23 protein-coding genes are annotated in these 19,803 nt (G+C 77.5%); 15 read left to right on the forward strand and 8 right to left on the reverse strand.

What is annotated here, in order from left to right; translation table 11 throughout:
- Positions 1-3: 3 nt before the first annotated feature.
- From ACI79Y_RS06730 to ACI79Y_RS06740, 3 genes are read right to left on the reverse strand one after another with little or no spacing between them, the layout of a single operon-like run.
- Positions 4-777 (reverse strand): adenosylcobinamide-GDP ribazoletransferase, encoded by a 774-nt coding sequence (locus ACI79Y_RS06730; RefSeq protein ID WP_457157730.1) that lies wholly within the window; start codon positions 775-777, stop codon positions 4-6.
- The gene (gene cobU, locus ACI79Y_RS06735) at positions 774-1,346 is read right to left on the reverse strand and encodes a bifunctional adenosylcobinamide kinase/adenosylcobinamide-phosphate guanylyltransferase (protein ID WP_457157731.1); all 573 of its coding nucleotides are present in this window, start codon (positions 1,344-1,346) and stop codon (positions 774-776) included. The genes ACI79Y_RS06730 and cobU overlap by 4 nt, the downstream gene beginning before the upstream one ends.
- Entirely contained in the window at positions 1,343-1,918 is a 576-nt protein-coding gene (locus tag ACI79Y_RS06740; protein WP_457157732.1) for a histidine phosphatase family protein, read from the reverse strand. The genes cobU and ACI79Y_RS06740 overlap by 4 nt, the downstream gene beginning before the upstream one ends.
- Before the next feature lie 45 nt (positions 1,919-1,963).
- On the opposite strand from ACI79Y_RS06740, the gene ACI79Y_RS06745 reads away from it, so the two are divergent.
- The 3 genes from ACI79Y_RS06745 (at position 1,964) to ACI79Y_RS06755 (ending at position 4,276) form a co-directional block, all read left to right on the forward strand.
- The gene (locus ACI79Y_RS06745; protein WP_457157733.1) at positions 1,964-2,359 is read left to right on the forward strand and encodes a cupin domain-containing protein; all 396 of its coding nucleotides are present in this window, start codon (positions 1,964-1,966) and stop codon (positions 2,357-2,359) included.
- Between the two features lie 34 nt (positions 2,360-2,393).
- Positions 2,394-3,191 carry an oxidoreductase gene (locus tag ACI79Y_RS06750; protein ID WP_457157734.1) on the forward strand — a complete coding sequence of 266 codons (798 nt, stop codon included), beginning with the start codon at positions 2,394-2,396 and terminating at the stop codon, positions 3,189-3,191.
- A gap of 95 nt (positions 3,192-3,286) precedes the next feature.
- Positions 3,287-4,276, forward strand: coding sequence for an aldo/keto reductase (locus ACI79Y_RS06755; RefSeq protein WP_457157735.1), 990 nt, complete (start codon positions 3,287-3,289; stop codon positions 4,274-4,276).
- A 47-nt stretch (positions 4,277-4,323) separates the two neighbouring features.
- On the opposite strand, the gene ACI79Y_RS06760 is transcribed toward ACI79Y_RS06755, so the two are convergent.
- On the reverse strand, positions 4,324-5,172 hold the full coding sequence (locus ACI79Y_RS06760) for an HAD family hydrolase (RefSeq protein ID WP_457157736.1): 849 nt from the start codon (positions 5,170-5,172) through the stop codon (positions 4,324-4,326).
- A gap of 125 nt (positions 5,173-5,297) precedes the next feature.
- Here ACI79Y_RS06760 and ssd point away from each other — a divergent pair, with 125 nt between their 5' ends.
- From ssd to ACI79Y_RS06795, 7 genes are all read left to right on the forward strand, one after another.
- Positions 5,298-6,389, forward strand: coding sequence for a septum site-determining protein Ssd (gene ssd / locus ACI79Y_RS06765; protein WP_457157737.1), 1,092 nt, complete (start codon positions 5,298-5,300; stop codon positions 6,387-6,389).
- Complete coding sequence (locus tag ACI79Y_RS06770) at positions 6,386-7,546, forward strand: TadA family conjugal transfer-associated ATPase (protein ID WP_457157738.1); 1,161 nt, start codon at positions 6,386-6,388, stop codon at positions 7,544-7,546. The genes ssd and ACI79Y_RS06770 overlap by 4 nt, the downstream gene beginning before the upstream one ends.
- Positions 7,543-8,343 (forward strand): type II secretion system F family protein, encoded by an 801-nt coding sequence (locus ACI79Y_RS06775; RefSeq protein ID WP_457157739.1) that lies wholly within the window; start codon positions 7,543-7,545, stop codon positions 8,341-8,343. The genes ACI79Y_RS06770 and ACI79Y_RS06775 overlap by 4 nt, the downstream gene beginning before the upstream one ends.
- On the forward strand, positions 8,340-9,116 hold the full coding sequence (locus ACI79Y_RS06780; RefSeq protein ID WP_457157740.1) for a type II secretion system F family protein: 777 nt from the start codon (positions 8,340-8,342) through the stop codon (positions 9,114-9,116). Before ACI79Y_RS06775 ends, ACI79Y_RS06780 begins: the two co-directional genes overlap by 4 nt.
- A gap of 142 nt (positions 9,117-9,258) precedes the next feature.
- Positions 9,259-9,492, forward strand: a complete 234-nt coding sequence (locus ACI79Y_RS06785) for a DUF4244 domain-containing protein (protein WP_457157741.1) — start codon at positions 9,259-9,261, stop codon at positions 9,490-9,492.
- 9 nt (positions 9,493-9,501) lie between these two features.
- The gene (locus ACI79Y_RS06790) at positions 9,502-9,879 is read left to right on the forward strand and encodes a TadE family type IV pilus minor pilin (RefSeq protein ID WP_457157742.1); all 378 of its coding nucleotides are present in this window, start codon (positions 9,502-9,504) and stop codon (positions 9,877-9,879) included.
- A complete protein-coding gene (locus tag ACI79Y_RS06795; protein WP_457157743.1) occupies positions 9,876-10,253 on the forward strand; it encodes an Rv3654c family TadE-like protein in 378 nt (125 codons plus the stop codon). The genes ACI79Y_RS06790 and ACI79Y_RS06795 overlap by 4 nt, the downstream gene beginning before the upstream one ends.
- A gap of 47 nt (positions 10,254-10,300) precedes the next feature.
- Here the strand turns inward: ACI79Y_RS06795 and ACI79Y_RS06800 are convergent, their stop codons facing one another.
- From ACI79Y_RS06800 to ACI79Y_RS06810, 3 genes are all read right to left on the reverse strand, one after another.
- Positions 10,301-10,945 carry a GPP34 family phosphoprotein gene (locus ACI79Y_RS06800; RefSeq protein ID WP_457157744.1) on the reverse strand — a complete coding sequence of 215 codons (645 nt, stop codon included), beginning with the start codon at positions 10,943-10,945 and terminating at the stop codon, positions 10,301-10,303.
- Between the two features lie 81 nt (positions 10,946-11,026).
- A complete protein-coding gene (locus tag ACI79Y_RS06805) occupies positions 11,027-11,482 on the reverse strand; it encodes a hypothetical protein (RefSeq protein WP_457157745.1) in 456 nt (151 codons plus the stop codon).
- Entirely contained in the window at positions 11,479-11,763 is a 285-nt protein-coding gene (locus tag ACI79Y_RS06810) for a helix-turn-helix transcriptional regulator (RefSeq protein ID WP_457157746.1), read from the reverse strand. The genes ACI79Y_RS06805 and ACI79Y_RS06810 overlap by 4 nt, the downstream gene beginning before the upstream one ends.
- A 108-nt stretch (positions 11,764-11,871) precedes the next feature.
- Between ACI79Y_RS06810 and ACI79Y_RS06815 the strand changes: the two genes are divergently transcribed.
- On the forward strand, positions 11,872-12,273 hold the full coding sequence (locus ACI79Y_RS06815; RefSeq protein ID WP_457157747.1) for an ABC transporter ATP-binding protein: 402 nt from the start codon (positions 11,872-11,874) through the stop codon (positions 12,271-12,273).
- Between the two features lie 65 nt (positions 12,274-12,338).
- Positions 12,339-12,716 carry a hypothetical protein gene (locus ACI79Y_RS06820; protein WP_457157748.1) on the forward strand — a complete coding sequence of 126 codons (378 nt, stop codon included), beginning with the start codon at positions 12,339-12,341 and terminating at the stop codon, positions 12,714-12,716.
- Between the two features lie 37 nt (positions 12,717-12,753).
- Here the strand turns inward: ACI79Y_RS06820 and ACI79Y_RS06825 are convergent, their stop codons facing one another.
- Complete coding sequence (locus ACI79Y_RS06825) at positions 12,754-15,342, reverse strand: DEAD/DEAH box helicase (protein ID WP_457157749.1); 2,589 nt, start codon at positions 15,340-15,342, stop codon at positions 12,754-12,756.
- A 196-nt stretch (positions 15,343-15,538) separates the two neighbouring features.
- On the opposite strand from ACI79Y_RS06825, the gene ACI79Y_RS06830 reads away from it, so the two are divergent.
- The 3 genes from ACI79Y_RS06830 to ACI79Y_RS06840 all read left to right on the forward strand — a co-directional run bounded on the left by ACI79Y_RS06830 (position 15,539) and on the right by ACI79Y_RS06840 (position 19,803).
- Positions 15,539-17,800 carry a sodium-translocating pyrophosphatase gene (locus tag ACI79Y_RS06830; RefSeq protein WP_457157750.1) on the forward strand — a complete coding sequence of 754 codons (2,262 nt, stop codon included), beginning with the start codon at positions 15,539-15,541 and terminating at the stop codon, positions 17,798-17,800.
- A 123-nt stretch (positions 17,801-17,923) separates the two neighbouring features.
- Positions 17,924-18,262 (forward strand): hypothetical protein, encoded by a 339-nt coding sequence (locus tag ACI79Y_RS06835; protein WP_457157751.1) that lies wholly within the window; start codon positions 17,924-17,926, stop codon positions 18,260-18,262.
- Complete coding sequence (locus ACI79Y_RS06840) at positions 18,259-19,803, forward strand: alpha/beta hydrolase (RefSeq protein ID WP_457157752.1); 1,545 nt, start codon at positions 18,259-18,261, stop codon at positions 19,801-19,803. The genes ACI79Y_RS06835 and ACI79Y_RS06840 overlap by 4 nt, the downstream gene beginning before the upstream one ends.

Below are 19,803 nucleotides of genomic sequence, written 5' to 3' on the forward strand. Positions count from 1 at the left end.
TCCTCAGCCGAGGAGCAGTGCGGTCGTGAGCAGCGTGACCGTGGCCGCCACCTCGCCCATCGCGCCCATCACGTCGCCGTTGACCCCTCCCAGCCGGGTCCGGGCCCGGGAGAGCAGCCCCTCGGACGACCCCAGACCGGCCGCGACGGCGGCGACCAGCACGAGCGCGGCGACGGGGCCGTCGGCCCCGGCCAGCAGCCCGCCGGCGGCGACCGCGACCGCCGTGAGCAGCGCCGTCCCGGCCAGCCACGGCCGGGACACGGTGCCGGCCACCGCCCCGCCGAGGGAGGAGCCCTCGGCGATGGGCACGCCGGGCAGCCCGGTGCGGGCCATCGCCACCCGGGCGGTGACGGTGGCCGCGGGCAGGGCCAGCCACCCGCCGTCCAGCGGGAGCAGGTGCGCGAGGCAGGCGATCTGGAGCAGCAGGGTGAGCACCAGGGTCGCGACGCCGAACGGGCCGACGTCCCCGGCGCGCATCACCGCCAGCGCCTTCTCCCGGCCGCGCAGCGGGCCGAGACCGTCGGCGGTGTCGGCCAGCCCGTCCAGGTGCAGCCCGCGGGTGGCCACGGCGAGGACGACGACCCCGAGCACCGCGCCCACCAGTGGGCTGGCCGCACGGCCGGCGGCCCAGGCCGCCGCGGTGGCCGCCGACCCCAGCACCAGCCCGACCAGCGGCGCCCACGGCAGCGCGCCCCGCACCGACCCGACCGGCGGCATGCGCACCGCGCTGAGCAGCGAGAACGCCTCGACCGGCCCGGACCACCAGCGCCGGCTCATCGCAGCCGCTGCGGCAGCCCCGCCACGACGAACCACACCTCGTCCGCGGTCGCGGCCAGCCGTTGGTTGACCGTGCCCAGGGTGTCGCGGAACAGCCGCCCCGCGCGGGTCTCGGGCACCACGCCCAGCCCGACCTCGTCGCTGACCGCGACCACGTGGGCCGGCGTCATCACCCAGTTGTTGACCAGCGCGTCGCAGCGGGCGGCCAGCCGCTCCAGCGCGGCCTCGGCCCGGCGCCGGTCGGCGGCGTGCGCGCCGCCGGCCTCAGCGCCGTCGTCGGCGGTGTCCCAGACCCCGGTCTCGTCCATGAGCGCGGCCACCCAGGTGGTGATGCTGTCGACCAGCACCGCCCCGCCGCGGACCAGCTCGGAGGGCATCGTCGTCTCCAGCGTCGTCCAGCCCACCGGCCGGCGGGCCCGGTGCGCAGCGACCCGCTGGGCCCACTCGGCGTCGCCGTCGGAGACCTGGCTGGTGGCCAGGTAGGTGACGTCGTGCCGGCCCTCCAGCAGCTGCTCCGCGTAGGCCGACTTGCCCGAGCGGGAGCCGCCCAGCACCAGCACCCTGCTCACGGTTCGGCCCCGGTCAGCTCGAGCGTGGTGACCGTGCCGTTGTGTGGGGTGACCACCGGCATCTCCGCGGGACCCCGGCCGGCGGCGACCGCCTGCGCGGCGCGGATCGTGTCGCCGTGGGTGACCAGCGCGACCACCTCCGCCGGCGGGTCCGCGGTCAGCCGGCCGAGGAAGGCGGCGACGCGGGCGTGCAGCTGGGCGAGGCTCTCCCCACCCTCGGCGGACCAGTGCACGTCGGTCCAGTCGACGACGTCCCACAGCTCGCGCGAGGGGCGGCCCTCCAGCACGCCGTAGCCCTGCTCGCGCAGCTCGGGGGTGGTGGTGACCGGGAGCCCGGTGGCCGTGGCGCAGTGCTCGGCGGTCTGCACCGCGCGCAGCAGGTCGCTGGAGAGCAGGACCCCCGGCCCGGTGCCGGCGGCGGTGCGCGCGGCCAGCTCCGCGGCGGCGGAGGCCGCCTGTCGGTGGCCCAGCTCGGTGAGCGGCACGTGCGCGGTCTGGCCCTGCATCAGGCCCGCGGCGTTCCACTCGCTCTGGCCGTGCCGGACGAGGAGGAGAGTCAGGGGACCGGCCATCGTGGGGAGAGCCTAGGCGGGGCCCGGCGGGGCATCCTGGTCGGCATGACCGCCGCGGAACCCGTCAACGTCACCGACGCCCTGGCCACCTTCGACGAGGTCTACAGCCCGCGCATCGTCGCCCGGGTCAACGACTACGACGTGCGGATCGCGCACACGCTCGGCGAGCACGTCTGGCACACCCACGAGGACACCGACGAGTTCTTCCTCGTCCTCGACGGCCGCTTCGACGTCGCCGTCCGGCAGCCCGACGGCTCGGAGCGGACCGTGCACCTGCAGCGCGGGGACACCTTCGTGGTGCCGCGGGGCACCGAGCACAAGCCCTCCTCGTCCGGCGGGGCGATCCTGATGCTCGAGCCCACCGGCACCGTGACCACCGGGGACGACGAGGGCATCGCCGTCCCCGACCACGTCGACCGAACCGTGGGCCGCCCGCTCTGACCTGCCGCCGGGGGCGACTCGTACCGTCGTCGGCGTGACGATCCCGCTGCGCCCCGGCGCCGGCCGTGCCGCCGCGCCCGCCGCCCGCCCGACCGGCCCCGATCCGCTGGCGCCGCTGCTGGAGCTGCCCGGAGTGGCCGCCGCCGCGGAGGGCGCGCGGGCCGCGGTCGACCGGCTGCTGGGCCACCGGGTGCTGCGCCGGGAGTCGGCGGGGGTGAGCGCCGAGTCGGCGTTGCGCGGGGCCCGGGCCTCGGCCGCGCTGGAGGGCGTCGACGTCCCGCTGCCCGCCGTCCGCGCCGGGGAGGTCAGCGACCCGGTCGTGCAGGGCTCGCTGCGGGTTTCGGTGGGGCTCGGGTCGATGGTGGAGACCTGGGAGCGGGCGCCGGGCCAGGTGCTCGCCCGGCTGCACGTGCTGGCCGCGGCCGACCTCGCCGACCGCGACCAGCTCGGGCGCCCCCACGGCGCGGCCGGTCCGCGGCTGGGCGGGCTCTTCTCGCTCATCACCGGCGCGACCACGGTCCCGGCCGTGGTGGTGGCCGCCGTCGTGCACGGGGAGCTCGCCGCGCTGACCCCGTTCGGCACCCAGGACGGCGTGGTGGCCCGTGCCGCCGGGCGGCTGGTCGGCATCACCCGGGGGCTGGACCCGAAGGCGGTCTCCGTGCCCGAGGTGGGCTTCGCCGAGCTGGGCCTGCCGGCCTACGCCGCCGCGGTGGAGGGGTACCGGTCCGGCGGCCCGGACGGCGTCGCCGGCTGGCTGGTGCACTGCTGCCGGGCCACCGAGCTGGGGGCCGCCGAGGGGCTGGCGGTCTGCGAGAGCCTGCTCCGCGGCTGACGAAGGGCCGCACCCGCACGCTCACGAGCCCGGGGCGGTGCCCTGGAGAAGGGCATGACACTGCGGAGGTCGCGTCCGGCGCCGAGACTGGGCAGATGCGCTTCCTCGAGGTCGACGGTCTGGGACAGGTCAGCCGGGTCGGACTGGGCACGTGGCAGTTCGGCTCCCGGGAGTGGGGCTACGGCGACGAGTACGCGGTGGGGGCGGCGCGGGACATCGTCCGGCGGGCCCGGGAACTGGGCGTCACGCTGTTCGACACCGCCGAGGTCTACGGCTTCGGCCGCAGCGAGAAGATCCTCGCCGAGGCCCTCGGTGCGGACCGGGACGAGGTGGTCGTCGCCAGCAAGGTCTTCCCGGTGGCACCGTTCCCGGCGGTCGTCCGCAACCGGGCGGCCGGGAGTGCCCGCCGGCTGCAGCTCGACCGGATCCCGCTCTACCAGGTGCACCAGGCCAACCCGCTGGTGCCGGACTCGGTGATCATGCCGGGCATGCGTGCCCTCCTCGACGACGGCGTGATCGGTGCCGTGGGGGTCTCCAACTACCGGCTGGAGCGCTGGCAGGCGGCCGACCGTGCGCTGGGCAGCCCGGTGGTGAGCAACCAGGTCCAGTTCTCCCTCGCGCACGCCGGGCCGCTGGCCGACCTGGTGCCCTTCGCCGAGCGCGAGAACCGGGTGGTCATCGCCTACAGCCCGCTGGCCCAGGGCCTGCTGGGCGGCCGGTACTCGGCCGACCACCGCCCCGGGGGCGTCCGGGCGATGAACCCGTTGTTCGGCACCGAGAACCTGAAGCGGGCCGAGCCGCTCCTCCAGCTGCTCCGGGACGTGGCCGCCGCGCACCAGGCGAAGCCGGCCCAGGTGGCCCTGGCCTGGCTCCTCGGCCTGCCGCAGGTGGTCGTGATCCCGGGGGCGTCCAGCGTCGAGCAGCTGGAGTCGAACGTGGCGGCCGCGGAGCTGGAGCTGACCCCGGCGGAGCAGCAGGCGCTGACCTCTGCGGCGCAGGAGTTCCAGCCGGTCTCCACCGGCCGTACGGTCCTGGACCAGGTGCGCGAGAAGGTCGCCGAGGTGCGCAGCCGCGGAGGCCGCTGAGCCATCGACCGCGGAGGTGACCGAGCCGGGGCCGGCCGCGCCGGCGGTCAGGCGCCGCGGCGCCGGCCGCGGCCGTCCGGTGGGGTGACCACCGGCGGGGCCGTGTCCCCGGGGGAGAGGGCGCGCAGCGCCCGCCGGCGGGCGTACCAGGCCAGCCCGGCGACGGCAGCGCCCACGGCGGCGCCGGTCCCCACCCGCGTCCGCCCGCCGAAACGCGACCGCAGCGTCACCGGGCGGGTGAACTCCAGCACCGGCCAGCCGCGCTCGGTGGCGGCGCGGCGCAGGCCCCGGTCGGGGTTGACCGCCGTGGGGTGGCCGACCGCATCGAGCATGGGCAGGTCGGTGACCGAGTCGCTGTAGGCGAAGCAGTCAGCGAGGTCCCAGCCCCGCTCCGCGGCGATCTCCCGCATGGCGGCGGCCTTGTTCTCGCCGTAGGCGTAGAAGTCGATCTCGCCGGTGTACCTCCCGTCGACGGTCACCATCCGGGTGGCCACCACCCGGTCGACGCCGAGCATCTCGCCGATCGGGCCGACCATCTCCGCCCCGCTGCTGGAGACGATGACGATCTCCCGGCCCGCGGCCCGGTGCGCCTCGATCAGGTCGGCGGCCTCGGCGTAGATCAGCGGGTCGACGATCTCGTGCAGCGTCTCGCGGACGATGTCGTGCACCACCGCGACGTCCCACCCGGTGGTCATCGCGGTGATCTGGCGGCGCATCCGCTCCATCTGGTCGGCGTCGGCGCCGGCGAGGGAGAAGACGAACTGCGCGTAGGCGCCCTTGAGGACCGCCCGGCGGTTGATCAGCCCACCCTGGAAGAACGGTCGTCCGAAGGCCAGGGTGCTGGACTTCGCGATGACCGTCTTGTCCAGGTCGAAGAACGCCGCGGCGCCGGTCACGTCCTCCACGGTAAGGGGATCGGCAGCCCCGCCGTCCAGGCGCACCGCCGTCCACACCCCGAGGGGTCATCCACAGTTCGCCGTCACGACTTCCGGACCGGCTCCGGTACCGGTGCGCTGGCCCGGTGCCTGTTGCCCCGCGCCGCGCCGGCGCCCTCCCGTCCGACCGCCGCCCCGTCGTCGCCAGCACCGACGAGGCGCTCCTCGACGACCTGCTGGGGGTGCTCGCCGCCGCCGGTGCCACCGCCGAGCTGACCACCGGCGGGCCGGCGCTGCGCCGGGCCGCCCGCGACGCCCCGCTCGTGCTCGTGGGCGCCGACCTGGTCGACAGCGCAGCGGTCCGCGCGCTGCCCCGGCGGCCGGGCCTGCTCGTGGTCACCGGCAGCGAGCCCGCGCCGGAGGTGTGGGCTGCGGCGGTGGAGCTGGGCGCCGAGCGGGTGGTGGTGCTGCCCCGCGACGAGGCGTGGCTGCTGGAGCGGGCCGCGGCGGCGGTCCGGGCTCCCGCGCGGCCGGGCTGGCTGGCCGTCGTCGGCGGTGCCTGCGGTGGGGCCGGGGCGAGCACGCTGGCGACCGCCCTCGCGGTCGCCGCCCGGGCAGCCGCGGCCGACGAGGTGCTGCTGGTCGACGGCGACGGCTGGGCGGCGGGGCTGGACCTGCTGCTGGGCGCCGAACGGTCACCCGGCCTGCGCTGGCCCGAGCTCTCCGGGCTCAGCGGCCGGGTGTCCGGCGCCGCCCTGGTGGCCGCCCTGCCCGAGGCGCACGGGGTGGCGGTGCTCTCCGCCTCCCGCGAGCACCCCGAGCCGGTCCCCGCCGACGCGCTCCTGGCCGTGGCCCGCGGATCGCGGGACAGCGGTCTGGCCGTCGTCGTCGACCTGCCCCCGCACGACGCGGCGGCCGAGCAGGTGCTGGCCGCCGCCGACCTCGCCGTGCTGGTGGTGCCGGCCCGGCTGCGGGCCGCGGCCGCCGCACGGACCCTGCTGGAGTCGCCGGCCGGCGCCTGGTCCATGGCGCTGCTGGTGAGCCGGCCGGTGCCCGGCGGGCTCACCCGCGCGGAGGTGGCCGACGTGGTGGGGCGGCCGGTCTTCGCGGAGCTCGCCGCCGACCGGGCCGCCGTGGTGCGCAGCGAACGGGGCGAGCCGCCCTCGGTCGCCGCCCGGGCCCCGCTGGGTCTGGTCAGCCGCCAGCTGCTCGGCCGGCTGCCCGGGCGGGCGGCATGACCGGCGCCCCGGCCGCCCCGCTCATCGACCGGGTCCGCTCCCGGCTGGCCAGCGGCCCGGGGGCCGGCGTCCCCGGGGCCGCCACCGTCGCCGCCCTGGTCCGGGAGGAGAGCGGCGGCCTGCTCGGCGACCGGGCGGTGCTGGACGCCGTCCGGCTGGCCACCGACGAGCTGGCCGGTGCCGGCGCGCTCGAGCCGCTGCTGCGCCGCCCCGGGGTCACCGACGTGCTGGTCAACGGGCCGGACGAGGTGTGGGTCGACTGCGGCAGCGGACTGGAGCGGGCCGACGTCCGGTTTCCGGACGAGGCGGCGGTGCGGCGGCTCGCCGTCCGGCTCGCGGCCTCGGCGGGGCGGCGGCTGGACGACGCCGCCCCCTGGGTCGACGCCGGGCTGCCCGACGGCACCCGGCTGCACGCGGTGCTGGCACCGGTCGCCGCCGGGGGCACCTGCCTGTCACTGCGGGTGCTGCGGCGGGCCGCGCTGACCTTCGACGACCTGCACGCGCGCGGCGCCTTCCCCGGCGCGGCCGCCGACCTGCTGCGGGCGGCGGTGCGCCGCCGCCCGGCCTTCCTGGTCACCGGCGGCACCGGCACCGGCAAGACCACGGTCCTCTCCGCGCTGCTCGGCCTCGTCGATCCCACCGAGCGGGTGGTGCTGTGCGAGGACGCACCCGAGCTCGCCCCCGCCCATCCGCACGTGGTGCGCCTGCTGACCCGGCCACCCAACGTCGAGGGCGCCGGCGCGGTCACCCTGCGGGACCTGGTCCGGCAGGCGCTGCGGATGCGCCCGGACCGGCTGGTGGTCGGCGAGGTGCGGGGCGGGGAGGTGGTCGACCTGCTGGCCGCGCTCAACACCGGGCACGACGGCGGCTGCGGCACGGTGCACGTCAACCGGGCCGCCGACCTGCCCGCCCGCCTGGAGGCGCTCGGCAGCACGGCCGGCCTGGACCGCGCGGCGGTGCACAGCCAGGCGGCCGCCGCGCTGGCGCTCGTCGTCCACCTGCGCCGCGGGCCGGGCGGGCGGTCGGTCGACGAGCTCGGCGTCGTCCGACGGCGGGGCGACCTGATCGAGGTGGTGCCGGGCTGGCGGGCCGAGGGCGGGGAGTGCGCCGCCCGGACGGAGCTGGCCGGGCTCCTCGACTGCCGGGTGCCCGGATGAGCGTGCCGACCCTGCTGTGCCTGGCGGCCGCGCTGCTCGCCTGGCCACCGCCGGCCGGTGCGGTGCGGCGACTCGCACCGGGGCCGCGTCCGCGGTGTCGGCTGCCCCGCCCCGGCTCGGTGGCGCACCGGTGGGCCCTCCGGTCCGGGCCGGCGGTCGTGGCGGGCTTCACCGGGGTGCTGCTGTCCACGCCGGTGGTCGCGGTCCTCGCGGCGGTCTGTGCGACTGCCGGAGCGCGGGTGGTGCGGAGCCGGGCCGGGGCGCGTGCCCAGGAGCGGCGCACCCGGGCGCTGGCGGAGGCGCTGGGCGTGCTGGTCGCCGAGGTCCGGTCCGGACGGCCGCTGGCCGATGCCGCCGGCGCCGCCGCGGCGGGCTGCCCGGACCCGGCCACCGCGCGGGTGCTGGAGCCGGTGCTGCGGCTCGGGGAACCGCCACCGGTCCGGCCGGGTGACCCGCTCGGTCCGGCGCTGCTCCGGCTGGCGGCGGCCGTCCGGCTCAGCGGGCGCACCGGGTGCTCGCTCGCCGCCGTCGTCGGTGCGGTGGAGGACGACCTGCGGGCGCGGCTGCGCACCGCGGCCGAGCTCCGCTCCGCGGTGGCCGGGCCGCGGGCGAGCGCCACCGTGCTGGCGGGCCTGCCGGTGTTCGGGCTGCTGATGGGCGCCGGCGTCGGAGCCGACCCGTGGCGCGTGCTGACCACCACCGCGCCGGGCACCGTGCTGCTCGCGCTGGGCGTGGGGCTGGAGGTGGCCGGGCTGGCCTGGTCGGCCCGCCTGGTCGGCCGGGTCGTCCAGGGATGACCGGCGCCGCGCAGGCCGCGGTGGCGCTCGCGGCGGCGCTGCTGGTCTGGGTGCCGCCCGACGCCGCCCGTCGGGCCCGGATCCGGGCGGTGACCGGGCCGCCCGGTCAGGGGTCTGCCGCACCAGGACCCGGCGGCCGGCTGCGCCGGGCGACCGGGTCCCGGGCAGGGGGTCCACCGGGCCCGGCGCGGCGACGGGTCGAGGCGGCGGCGGGTGCGCTGGCGGTCTTCGTGCTGCTCGGTGGCGGGCTCCCGGGCGCGGTCGGGGCGCTGGTCACCGGCGGAGCGCTGGACCGGGTGCTGCGCCGCACGGGGAACGAGCCGGAACGCGCCGGTGCCGCCCAGGTGCGCGCCGATCTGCCGGTGGCCTGTGACCTGCTGGCGGTCTGCCTGGCCGCGGGGACGCCGGTGGGGGAGGCGCTGGCCGCGGTCGCGGGCTCGGTGCCCGGACCGCTGGGCGACCGGCTGGCGCGGGTCGCGGCGCTGTACCGGCTGGGGGCGACGCCGCAGCGCGCCTGGGCCGGGGCCGGGCCGCCGGTCGATGCGCTGGCCCGGACGGTGGTGCGCGCCGGGGAGTCCGGCTCGTCGGTGGTGCCGGCCCTGCAGCGGCTGGCCGTCGACCTCCGCGGCGACGAACGGGTGCGGGTCGACGCCGCCGTCCGGCGGGCGGGGGTCTGGGTGCTCGCCCCGCTCGGGCTCTGCTTCCTGCCCGCGTTCCTCTGCCTCGGCGTCGTCCCGCTGGTGCTGGGCATCGCGGCGGACGTCTTCGGCTGAGGCACGGCCGGGCCCTGCTCCGCCGGCCGGTGTCCACAGCGGGACCGGATCTCCACAGTCCCGGCGAGCGTCTGGGCGGGGGCCCGCCGGGTCGGGAGGGTCGGGTCGACGGGCCGAGGGCCGGCCCGCGGGAGGGAGCGAGATGACTGCGCAGGACGACGGGGGACGACGGGGCGGACGGCTGTCGGCGGCGCTGCGCCGGCGCTGGGCGGCGGTGCGGCAGCCGGGGGAGGAGGGGATGAGCACCGCGGAGTACGCGGTCGGCACCGTGGCGGCCTGCGCGTTCGCCGCCGTGCTCTACCAGGTGGTCACCGGTGGGTCGGTGCTCGCCGCGCTCGGTCGCCTGGTCGAGTCCGCCCTGAGCACGCTGTCCTGAGGAGTCGCCGTGCGCCGCAGGTCCCGCCCGGGGCGGGAGGACGGGATGGTCACCGCGGAGACCGCGGTGGTGCTCCCCGTGCTCCTGTTCGTGCTGGCGGGCGCGGTCGCCGCGGTGGTCGTGGTCGCCGGGCAGCTGCGGTGCGTGGACGCCGCCCGGGAGGGGGCCCGGGCGGCGGCGCGCGGGGAGCCGGCCGCCGTGGTGCAGCGGGTCGCCGGTGCCGCCGCCCCCGACGGCGCCGCGGTCGGCCAGGGCGGCAGCGGGGACACGGTGACGGTCACGGTCGCCGCGGTGGTCGCCCCGCTGGGCCCGGTGCCCTGGCGGGTCACCGTGACCGCGACGGCCACCGCCGTGCTCGAACCCGCTGCCGGCGGGGGCGGGCCGTGAGCCGGCGGCCGGGCGGCGAGGGGGAGCGGGGCTCGGCCACGGTGTGGGTGGTGGCGCTCGCCGGGCTGCTGGCCGCGCTGGGCGTGGCCGCGGTGCTCGTCGGCGCGGCGGTCGTCGCCCGCCACCGGGCCACGGCGGCGGCGGACCTCGCGGCGCTGGCCGCCGCCGGCGCCGCGGTGCAGGGAGACCCGGCGGCGTGCACCGTGGCCGGCGGGGTGGCGGCCGCGAACGGTGCCGCGGTGACCTCGTGCACGGTCGGTGCCGGGGCGGTGGTGGAGGTGCACGTCCGGGTGCCGGTGCGGCTCGGCCCGCTGGGTGTGGTCGACGCCCGCGGGCGGGCCCGCGCCGGTCCGGTGGAGACGGGGCCGCGGTGACGGTGCCGGCCGTCGGGGACGGACCTCGGGTGGAGGCTGCCGGGTGCTCAGTCGCTGATCACGGTCGTGTAGAGGACCGTGACCATCGCCAGGTCGACCGCGCTGAGGGCGGCCGGTGCCGGCGTGGTCGAGGGGGCGCGCTCGGCGACCTCCTCGAGTCGGGCGCGCTCGTCCCCGGCGAGCCCGTTGCGCAGGTGCAGCCGCGACCTCACCAGCAACCGGGCGAGGACGGCGGCGCGCGGGTCGGTCTCCGCACCGGGACCGGTGAGGTGGTCGACCAGTCGCTGTCGGACGGCGCGGTCGACGGTGTTGGTCGAGTAGGGGAACAGCCCGGCCAGTCGCTTGCGGCCCTGCGTCAGGACGCCACGGGCCGCGGCCTCCGCCTGCTGGGTGGGCAGCGCACCCTCGCGCCGCTTGACCCAGGTGGCGACGTCGGTGGGGTGGCCGGCCAGCTCGGCGGTCACGTCGCGGATCCAGGTGCGGTCGCCGGTGGCGGGGGCGTCGACGACGAGCCGGCCGCCGTCCCGGTCCTGGACGCGGGCGTGGTCGAGGACGAGCAGTTCGGCCAGCTCGGCGGCGGCGGTGAGGGCTCCGGGCCGGACCGACTCGTAGGGCCGCCCGTTGCGGGCGTGCAGGAAGGCCATCAGGGCCTCGGGCAGGGTCAGTTCACGGATGGCGACGTGCGGGCTCATGGCGGGACGCTCCTTCGTCGAGCGGGTCGACCTGGTCGTCGTGCGGATGTGCCGTGGTGCAGGTCGGTCGGGCCGCCCCGGCTACTCGCCGGGGTCGGGCTGGTCCCGCAGCCGCCAGGCCACGAGGAACGTGGGGCCTGCGGCGGCGGGCAGGAAGGCGGCCAGCACGAGCTGGTGCGCCTGCAGCAGGAGCTGGTCGTGGCCGCGTTCGGCGAGCTCGCCGGCCACCGACAGCACCAGGTAGAGCACGAGTGCGGCGAGCAGCGCGGCGACGTAGCCGGCACTGCGGGCGGTGTTCCGCTGGGCCAGCTCGTACTCGTCGACCTCGCTGGCCCGCCGCTCGGCGATGTCCCGGACGAGCACCCGGGCCCCCACCCAGGCCGCGCCGATCACGGCGAGGCTGAGCACCCACGCCCAGGAGTACGCCTGCGCGGAGACCGTCAGGAGCAGGAACACCAGCCATGCGACGACGCCCACGACGACGGCGGCGGTCGCCCGGCGGGCGGCTGGGTGCGGTGCCTCGCTCCGGGGGGTCACTGGTCACCTCTCGGGTCGGTCTGGCGGTAGGCGGCGGTGATCGAGCGGAACGGCTGCCGGCTGAACAGCGCCTCGACCGGGAGGTCGAAGACCTCGCAGATGCTCATCGCCAGCTGGAGGCTCGGGTAGTGGTCACCGCGCTCCAGCGCGCCGATCGTCTGCGGGTTCACCCCGACCAGGCGGGCGAGCTCGGCGCGTGACATGCCGGCCTCGGCGCGGGCCACGTTGATCCGGTTGTGGATGGGGCGCGCCCCATCGTCACGCCGCGTCCGTCCAGCCATGTGTGCACGCTAACTCCCATATCGGCAGGACGACAAGACGGATCTATGGGTAGTCCCCGCAATCTGTTGTGTTTGTACAACACGTCGACCTATGACCTTTACCCGACCATGCGGGTCCAGCAGCAGCTGCAGTTCTCCGCCGAGCTGCGGGGCGTCTCGCGCCAGGACGCCGAGCGTGCCGCGTCCTCCTGGCTGGAGCGCCTCGGCGTCGGCTCCCGCCGGGACAGTGCGCTAGAGGACCTCAGCCTCGGCAACCAGCAGCGCGTCCAGCTGGCGGCCGCGCTGGTGCACGGCCCCGACGCGCTGGTGCTCGACGAGCCGCTCTCGGGGCTCGACCCCCTCGCGGTCGAGGTGATGTCCGAGGTGCTGCGGGAGGAGGCCGATCGCGGTGTCCCGGTCGTCTTCTCCAGCCACCAGCTCGACCTGGTGGAGCGCACGTGCGACCGGGTCGCCGTCCTGCACGGCGGCAGCCTGGTCGTCGTGCTCTGGGGCATCCCGCTGGCGCCCTGAGCGGCGCACTGCCCGGCGTCCGCGGGTTCTCCTGGGCCGTGCTGTCCGCCGGGGCGGTCGGTCTCGTGTTCAGCGTCGTCACCTGCACCACGCTCATGGCCGGACTCGCCGCCCGGGTGGAACGGCAGGAGGACCTGAGCAGTGTTCTGCAGCCCGCCCTGGGCCTGGCGCTGGTCCCGATGGCCGCCGCCGCGTACCTCGTGTTCGACTCCTCCGGGACCCGCTGGCTCGACCTGGCGTCGGTGGCGCCGGTCCTCGCCACCTTCGTCATGCCGGCCCGCCTCGCCGTCGAGCCGGTGCCCGCCTGGCAGCTGGGCCTCGCGCTCGTCGTCCCGCTGGCGACCGCGGTCGTGGCATTCGCCGTCGCCGGCCGTGGCTACGCCGGCGCCGTGCTCCGCTCCGGTGGCAGGGTCCCGCTGCGCGAGGCGCTGCGGAGAGGCTGATGCCTCCCCGCGAGGCGGGGAGGGGTGGCCGGCCGGCTCAGAAGACGAGGTCGTCGGCCGGGCGGCCGGAGGGCTCGTCGCCCTCGGCCGGGCCGGGCGCGTCGTCCTCCGGCGCGGTGCCCGTGGTGGGCGGAGCGGTCAGCCGCGCCCGGCGGCGGACCGCCCGCGCATGCGCCGTCGAGGTCGCCACCCGGGCCTCGACGGCCAGCGCCGCCGGAGTGTCCGGCTCGTCGGCGTGGTCCGCGCCGGGGGCGTCCTCGGCGGGCAGCTCGGGCGCGGCGGCCAGCTCGTCGAGCACCACGTCGAGCACCCGGACGGCACCGCGCTTGTCCAGCGGGTCGTTGCCGTTGCCGCACTTGGGCGACTGCACGCAGGAGGGGCAGCCGGACTCGCACTCGCAGCTGGCCACGGTGGCCCGGGTGGCCTGCAGCCACTCCCGCAGCACCGCATACCCGCGCTCGGCGAAGCCGGCCCCGCCGGGGTGGCCGTCGTAGACGACGATCGTGGCGGCGCCGGTGTCCGGGTGCAGGGCGGTGGAGATGCCGCCGAGGTCCCACCGGTCGCAGGTGGCCAGCAGCGGGAGGATGCCGATCGAGGCGTGCTCGGCGGCGTGCAGCGAGCCGGGCAGCGCGGCGTCGTCGACGTCGGCGCGGCCCACGGCCCGCTCGTCGAGGGTCAGCCAGACCGCCCGGGTGCGCAGCTGCCGGGGTGGCAGGTCCAGCGGGAACTCTGCCAGCACCTCCCCGGTGCCCAGCCGTCGGCGCTGGTAGGCCACCACCTGGTTGGTCACGTCGACCACGCCGGTGTGCGCGGTCACCGCGCCCAGTCGGCGGGTCCGCTCGATCGAGACGATCGACAGGTCGACGGTGTCCCGGGCGACCGTCGTCCACTCCGGGCTCTCGGCGTGCACCACCGCGCAGGCGTCCTCGTCGTCGAACTCGTCGACCACGAAGGTCTCCCCGCGGTGCACGTACAGCGCACCGGTGTGCACCGTGGCGTGCGAGGCGTCCCCGTCGACGGTGCCCAGCAGCCGCCCGGTGTCCCGCTCGATGATCGACACCGGGGCCGCGCCGCTGCCCCGGATGTCGATGTCCGGCCGCCCGCGGCCGGCCCAGTACCAGCCGGTGGGGCGGGCCCGCAGCTGCCCGGCGGCCACGAGCTCGGCGATCTGCGCCTCGGCCACCGGCCCACCGAAGTCGGCCAGCTCCTCGGGGTGCAGCGGCAGCTCGGCGGCCGCGCAGCACAGTTGCGGGCCGAGCACGTACGGGTTGGCGGGGTCGGTGACGGTCGCCTCGACCGGCCGCCCGAACACCGCTCGCGGGTGGTGGGCCAGGTAGTGGTCCAGCGGGTCGTCGCGGGCGATGAAGACGACCAGCGACTCCCGCTGCGCCCGCCCGGCCCGGCCGGCCTGCTGCCACATCGACGCCAGCGTCCCGGGGTAGCCGGCCAGCACGACCGCGTCCAGGCCGGCGATGTCGATGCCCAGCTCCAGGGCGTTGGTGGTCGCCACCCCCAGCAGCTCGCCGCTGGAGAGCGCGCGCTCCAGCTCCCGCCGCTCCTCGGGCAGGTAGCCGCCGCGGTAGGAGTCCACCTTCGCGGCCAGGTCCGACCGCCCGCGCGAGCGCAGGATCGCCCGGGCCTGCTCGGCCACCGTCTCCGCGCCGCGCCGGGAGCGGACGAACGCCAGCGTCCGGGCGTCCCGCTGGACCAAGTCGGCGAGCAGGCCCGCGGCGTCCGCGGCGGCCGACCGGCGCAGCGGGGCGCCGTGCTCGCCGGTCCGCTCGGTCAGCGGCGGCTCCCACAGGGTGAACGTGGCGCCCGGCCGCGGGGAGCCGTCCTCGGTCACCGCCGTCACCTGGGCGCCGACCAGCCGGGTGGCGGCCGCGGCGGGGTCGGCGACGGTCGCCGAGGCCAGCACGAACACCGGCTCGGCGCCGTAGCGGCGGCAGACCCGGCGCAGCCGGCGCAGCACGTGCCCGACGTGCGACCCGAAGACGCCGCGGTAGGCGTGGCACTCGTCGATGACGACGTAGGCGACCCGGCGCAGCGTGCTGGACCACTTCTGGTGCGCGGGCAGGATCCCGCGGTGCAGCATGTCCGGGTTGGTGACGATCCACCGCGAGTGGCGTCGTACCCACTCCCGTTCCTCGCCGGGGGTGTCGCCGTCGTAGGCGGCCGGCCGCACCGACGGGCCGGCCAGCGCCGCGACCGAGGCCAGCTGGTCGCGGGCCAGCGCCTTCGTCGGGGCCAGGTAGAGCACGCAGGCCCGGTCGTCCTCGGCGAGCGCGGTCAGCGCCGGCAACTGGTAGGCCAGCGACTTGCCCGAGGCGGTCCCGGTCGCGACGACGACGTGCGCGCCGCTCCGGGCCAGCTCCGCGGCGGCCACCTGGTGGCTGAAGGGGGCGGTCACCCCGCGGGCGGCCAGCCGGTCGCGCACCTCCGTGCTCACCCAGTCCGGCCACGCCGACACCCGGCTGGGGCGGGCGGGCAGCCGGTGCACGTGGGTGACCGGGTCCTCGTCCTCCGCGGTGCCGGCCAGCAGCGACTCCAGCAGCTCGTCACCCGGCAGCGCCGCGGGCTCGGCGCCGGCGTCCGCGCGGGGCGGGGCGGGGCGGAGCGACGTCACGCCTCCCACTGTCACACCGGAGTGCAACCCGCCCGGCCGGCGACCAGGACGAACAGCAGGGAATGTGCCCCAGATCACAGAAGCTCTGGTGGAACCGCTCGGGCTGCGGCACAGTGCGTGCCACGCCGGGACCCTCCCCGAGCGCGAGCCCGGGGGTGGCCGGCCGGTGCGTGCCCACCTCGCCGTGGAGGCCCCCATGCCCGACGCCGACCTGTCCGGAGGAGACCTCGCCCTGGTGGCGGTCGTGCTCCTCGTCTCCCTCGCCGCGCTCGGCTTCGCCGCCTGGCTGGTCCGCGCGGTGCTCGCCGCCGACCAGGGCACGGCGTCGATGCAGGAGATCGCGACGGCGATCCAGGAGGGGGCGGGGGCCTTCCTGCGCCGCCAGTTCCGCACGCTGGCGGTCTTCGCAGTGATCGTGTTCCTGCTGCTGCTCCTGCTGCCGGTCACCGACGGGGGGCTGGGCACCCGGCTGGGCCGGGCGGCGTTCTTCCTGGTGGGGGCGGCCTTCTCCGCCAGCGTCGGCTTCATCGGCATGACCCTGGCCACCCGGGGCAACGTGCGGGTCGCGGCCGCCGCGGCCGCCGGCGGGCACCGCCCGGCCTTCCGGATCGCGTACCGCACCGGCGGCGTCTGCGGGATGATCACCGTCGGTCTCGGCCTCTTCGGCGCGGCGCTGGCGTTGCTGCTGTTCCAGGAGACCGCACCGGTGGTGCTCGAGGGCTTCGGCTTCGGCGGGGCGCTGCTGGCCATGTTCATGCGGGTCGGCGGCGGCATCTTCACCAAGGCCGCCGACGTCGGGGCGGACCTGGTCGGCAAGGTGGAGGCCGGCATCCCCGAGGACGACCCGCGGAACGCGGCCACCATCGCCGACAACGTGGGCGACAACGTCGGTGACTGCGCGGGGATGGCCGCCGACCTGTTCGAGTCCTACGCGGTCACCCTGGTCGCGGCGCTCATCCTCGGCCAGGTCTTCCTCGGCCCGGTCGGCATGGTGTTCCCGCTGGTGGTCGCGGCCATCGGGGTGATCGCCTCGATGGTGGGCATCCTGGCCAGCAACCCCCGCGGCGGCGACCGGTCCTGGATGACGCCGGTCAACCGGGGCTTCTTCACCTCCGCGGCCGTCTCGCTGGCGCTGGTCGCGGTCGCCTCGTTCACCGTGCTGCCGGCGCTGTCCGGCGGGCTGGACGTGCCGGTCAGCCCGCAGGTGCTCGGGTTCCTGTCGGTGCTGATCGGGATCGTGCTGGCCGCGGCGATCCAGCAGCTCACCGGGTACTTCACCGAGACCTCCCGGCGTCCGGTGCGCGACGTGGGCCGCAGCTCGCTGACCGGCCCGGCCACCGTCGTCCTCTCCGGCATCTCCCTCGGCCTGGAGTCGGCGGTCTACGCGGCGCTGCTGATCGGCGGGGCGGTCTACGGAGCGTTCCTCATCGGCGGAGCGGCCGCCCTCTACGCCGTCGCGCTGGCCGGCTGCGGCCTGCTCACCACCGCCGGCGTCATCGTCTCGATGGACACCTTCGGGCCGGTCAGCGACAACGCGCAGGGCATCGCGGAGATGTCCGGGGACGTCGACGAGGCCGGCGCCCAGGTGCTCACCGACCTCGACGCGGTCGGCAACACCACCAAGGCGATCACCAAGGGCATCGCGATCGCCACCGCGGTGCTGGCCGCCACCGCGCTGTTCGGCTCGTACAACGCCAGCATCGGCGACGCGCTGGACGACGCCGGGGCGGCCCTGGGGGACGCCCTCACCCTGGTCTCCCCGAACAACGTCGTCGGCGCGGTCATCGGCGCCGCCGTCGTCTTCCTCTTCTCCGGGCTGGCGATCAGCGCCGTCTCCCGGGCGGCCGGGCGGGTGGTGTTCGAGGTGCGCGAGCAGTTCCGCACCCACCCCGGGATCATGGCCGGCACCGAACGCCCCGACTACGGCCGCGTGGTCGACATCTGCACCCGCGACTCGCTGCGTGAGCTGACCACCCCGGGGCTCCTCGCGGTGCTCGCGCCGGTCGCCGTCGGTTTCGGGCTCGGGTTCGGCCCGCTGGCCGCCTACCTGGTCGGGGCCATCGCCACCGGCACGCTGATGGCGGTCTTCCTCGCCAACTCCGGGGGCGCGTGGGACAACGCCAAGAAGATGGTGGAGGACGGCGCGCACGGCGGGAAGGGCAGCGAGGCGCACGCCGCCACCGTCATCGGCGACACCGTCGGTGACCCGTTCAAGGACACCGCCGGGCCGGCGATCAACCCGTTGATCAAGGTGATGAACCTGGTGGCCCTGCTCATCGCCCCGGCGGTCGTCGGCCTCTCGGTGGGCGACGACCAGAACGACACGGTGCGGGTGCTGATCGCGATCGGCGCCACGCTCGTCATCGTCGCGGCGGTGGTGGTCAGCAAGCGCCGCTCCGTCGTCGTCGGTGACGAGACCGACACCGCGGCTCCCACGCTGAGCACCAGCGCCCCCTGATCCGCCCGCCGGTGTGGACGACGCCCGCGGCTGTGGACGACGGCGCACACGGCACCCGCACCGCCACCCAGCATCGTCTCGCCGGTCCCACCCGGGGGCCGCACGAGAGCGGGGGAGGGTGCGGTGTCCGGACTCGTCTCCGTCCAGCTGGACGCGCTCGGGCAGCTGCGCGGCGAGCTGGCCGGGCTGGGTGCGGAGCTCGCGGACGACGCCGGGCTGAGCGGTGCCACCGGACGCTCACTGGCCACCGCGCTGCCCGGGCCGGTCGGGGAGACGGCGGCCGGCGCCGGCGTCCGGTGCGCGGAGCTGGCCGGTGCCCTCGCCGACCGGACGGCGGCGGTGGCCGCGGTGCTCGACGCCGCGCTGACCGCCTACCGGGCCGCCGACGCCGGGCTGGCCGCCCAGCTGGCCGCCCTCTCCCCGCCGGTCGACCCGCCCGGCGGGCCGCTGGTGCCGCGGTGAGCGCGCCCCTGCTGGAGCAGATGGCCGCCTGGGACCTGCCCCAGCTGCGCGGCTGCGTCGGCACCCTGGCGCTGGTCGCCGACCGGCTGACGCCCTGGCGGGTGCGGCTGGACGCCCTGGGCCGGCAGCTGGCCACGGCCGAGTGCTGGTCGGGTGATGCCGGGACGGCGGCCGCGGGTGCGCTGCTCGAGCTGTCCGGCGTGGCCAGCGGCGTCGGCCGCCGCGTCGACGACGCCCTGGCCGCGCTGCACCGGCTGGTCGGCGCCGCCACGGAGGCCGCCGAGCACGCCGCCCGCGCGCTGGCCGTCGCCGGCTGGGCCGGGCTGCTGCTCGACGACGACGGCCGGGTCACCGGGCTGCCTCCGCACCCGCACCCGGCGATGGCCCCGGACCAGGCGGCGGAGCTCGCCGCCCACCGGTCGACCGCGGAGCACGCTGCCGCGCTCGCGGCCGGCCTGGCCGGAGAGGCGCGGACAGCGGGGGACCGGGCGCTGGCCGCCGCCGTCGCCGCCGGCGAGGCGCTGGCCGACCTGGCGCCTGGCCCGGCGGTGGTCACCTTCGCCGACCTCCTGCCGCGGCTGGCCCCGCAGGGCCCGGTCGTGGCCCCGGCACCGCCCGGGGCCGACCCGGTGGCCGCCGCCGCGTGGTGGACCGGGTTGAGCGCGCCCCAGCAGCTGGTCGCCATCGCGGCCCATCCCGACGCCGTCGGCGCGCTCGACGGGCTGCCGGGGTGGGCCCGCGACCGGGCGAACCGGCTCCGGCTGCAGGCGGCGCTGGCCGACCTGCCGCCCGGTGCGGCCCGGGAGGCCGCCACCGCGGTCGCCGCCCAGCTGGCTGCCGGGGACGGCGGCCCCCTGCCGCTGCAGCTGCTGGTCTTCGACCCCGGGCAGGGGCTGGCGGCGCTGTCGGTCGGTGACCTCGATGCCGCGCAGGCGGTCGCCGTCCTCGTGCCCGGCATCCTCACCACGGTCGCCGACGACCTTCCCGGACTGGCCGGCGCCGCCGCGGACGTGGTGTCCGCGGCGACCGCGGCCGCGCCCGGGCTGGCCGTGGCGGCGGTGGCCTGGCTGGGGTACCGCACCCCCGGGCTGCTCGGCGCCCTGCAGCCGGTCACCGCGGTGCAGGCCGGGCGGGTGCTGGACCGCACGCTGGACGGGCTCGCCGCGGCCCGCGGCGGCCCGGGGGCACCACCGGCGGCCCGCACCACGGTCGTGGCCCACAGCTACGGCACGCTGGTCACCGGGCAGGCCGCGCGGGCGCCCGGCCGGCTCGCCGCCGACGCCGTCGTCCTGCTCGGGAGCCCCGGCACCGGCGGGGGCCGGGCGTCCCGGCTGGAGGCCGAGGAGGTCTACGGCGCGTGGACCCCGGTCGACCTGGTCAGCATCAGCGGGTACTACGGCCCCAGCCCGGCCGACCTGGGCTACGGCGACATCCCGCTGCCCACCGACCCCGGCCAGGGTCACACCGAGTACTACGACCGCGACCGCCCGACGCTGGCCGCCGTCGGCGCGGTCGTGGCCTCCGCCGGCCCGGTCAGGTGA

The sequence above is a fragment of the Modestobacter sp. SYSU DS0875 genome, from assembly GCF_054050915.1.